Annotated in this window: 1 protein-coding gene; it reads left to right on the top strand. The window is 45.0% G+C overall.

The genetic code is table 11. The features are described 5' to 3' along the window. Positions 1–483: 483 nt before the first annotated feature. A partial coding sequence (locus tag BHE97_RS19590) for a glycoside hydrolase family 52 protein (protein ID WP_140400288.1) occupies positions 484–2,276 on the top strand: 1,793 nt, incomplete at its 3' end.

Raw genomic sequence — 2,276 nt, 5'->3', positions numbered from 1 at the left:
TGTGTTTTGTTGTTCTGTTTGTTCTTTATTCTGTGTGTCTCGTGTCGCTCAAGGAGGTGTTTGTAGTAGAGTGAAACATGGATGAGGCTCTACTAGATGACGTTGATGGATCGATTGTGGTAAATAGGAAAAGTCGTCGAGCTAGAGCAATCTGGTAGGAATATGGAATACCGGGGTTTTCCTTACTAGCGCCTGCTGTCGTCGGTACATACATTGCTGCTGTATTAGCACTTTCCTTTGGTTTGGATCGCAAAAGAGTGATGGTGTGGATGACGATCAGCCTTGCGTTATGGACCATTGTATTAACGGTCGCCTCGGTATTAGGTGTAGATTTACTAGGATTAAATAAATTCCATGCATGATTTGGGCAATTATTCGTACGGTATGGGCATGGTGTATGTATTGAATTCATGGTAGTTTTCAGTTAGATGAAGGGCTATGGTCATTCATTGCAGATCATAAATTGGAACTGGAGCGATGTTCATGAACAATCCAATCGTGTATAATGCCCATCATTCACCAATGGGCGCTTACGCCTCATTTACACTGGGTTACCATGGGGCGAAGGGTGGACTTGGCCTGGAGTTGGACAAACCAGCAGACCAACAAGTATATATCGGCTTTGAAGCTGCCGAAGGTGGTTACTATGAATCTTTACCATTTTTCGGGGCAGGATTTGATGAAAGTCGGAGATTCGACGTAGAGAAGGAAGATGACGGGAAGCGGAAGAAGAAACGAATTATTCCGTATGCCAGTCAGGACGTTAGCAGAGCATTCAATTTAAGTACGGATACTTGGAGCACGAAGGAGTTGTCGTTTACGATTTATTCTCCTGCACATTCGATTCCAGACCCCGCTCATGCGTCAGACCATGAACTGATGGATGCGTTAGTTCCTGCTGTATTTGCAGAGCTTACGCTGGATAACCGCAATGGTAAGCAAGCTCGTTGCGGGTTTATTAGCTACAAGGGAAATGCAAGTGAGCCGTATAGCCATATGAGAAAATGGGATCACAATGCAGATGGCAAGCTTCGCGGTATCGGTGTTGGGCGTTCAACAGCAATCGTGTCGATGGATGAAGATGTAATGACCGCACAAGGCTTCAATTTGGACGATATATTAAGTGAACGTTTTCAAGAGAATTGGACATTTGCGCTTGGTGCAACGGGTGCATTACTCGTCGATGTACCTGCTGGTCAATGTAAAACATATCGGTTCGCGATTTGTTTTTATCGCGGTGGGCTGGTGACGACAGGAATCGATGCCGCCTATTATTACACACGTTATTTTAGCAAAATTGAGGAAGTCGCCGAATACGCACTCACCCACTTCGACAGACTGACTACGTTATGTAACAATAACAATCGTCTGCTAGATCAATCTGCATTGTCTGATGATCAAAAGTTTATGCTCGCCCACGCTATACATAGTTATTACGGGAATACAGAGCTCTTAATTGCCGATGGGAAGCCGTTGTGGATTGTGAATGAAGGCGAGTATCGGATGATGAATACACTGGACTTAACGGTGGATCAGTTGTTCTTTGAACTGGAGATGAATCCTTGGACGGTTAAAAATGTGCTTGATCAGTTCACATCAAGGTACAGTTATATAGATACGTTACAGTCAAATGATGGGACGGAATATGAAGGCGGCATTAGCTTTACACATGATATGGGAGTCATGAATCAATTTTCCCGACCTCAGCATTCGTGTTATGAGAAATATGGAATTCGCGATTGCTTCTCTCATATGACACACGAGCAATTGGTGAACTGGGTGAGCTGCGCAACCGTTTACGTTGCATATACGAAAGACGTCGAATGGTTACATGCCAATGCGAGCATATTGCAACAATGCTTCCAGAGCATGGTCCGTCGCGATCATCCAGATCCGACCAAGCGTAACGGCATGATGTCATTTGATAGCAGTCGTACGATGGGTGGCGCAGAAATTACGACCTACGACAGCCTGGATGTGTCTTTAGGGCAAGCCCGTAACAATATATATATCGCAGGAAAATGCTGGGCGTCTTATGTTGGCTTAGCCAACATATTCACGCAGTTAGGTTGGACAGAGCTGGCGATAGAAGCGGAACAACAAGCGAAGCGAACAGCTGCTACGATTACAGCTCACTTACAGCCGGGTGGATACATTCCAGCGGTGATCGGTGAGAACAATGACTCCCGAATTATTCCGGCCATTGAAGGTTTGATATTCCCTTATTATACTGGCTGTAAGGAAGCTCTTGCCGAAGATGGTCCATACGGTGAATA

Origin of the sequence: Aeromicrobium sp. PE09-221 (genome assembly GCF_002174305.1) — a bacterium.
In the GTDB taxonomy this organism is placed as follows: Bacteria; Actinomycetota; Actinomycetes; order Propionibacteriales; family Nocardioidaceae; genus Aeromicrobium.
The sequence above is the reverse complement of the archived record's forward strand: the minus strand, read 5'-3'. Positions and strand labels throughout refer to the sequence as shown.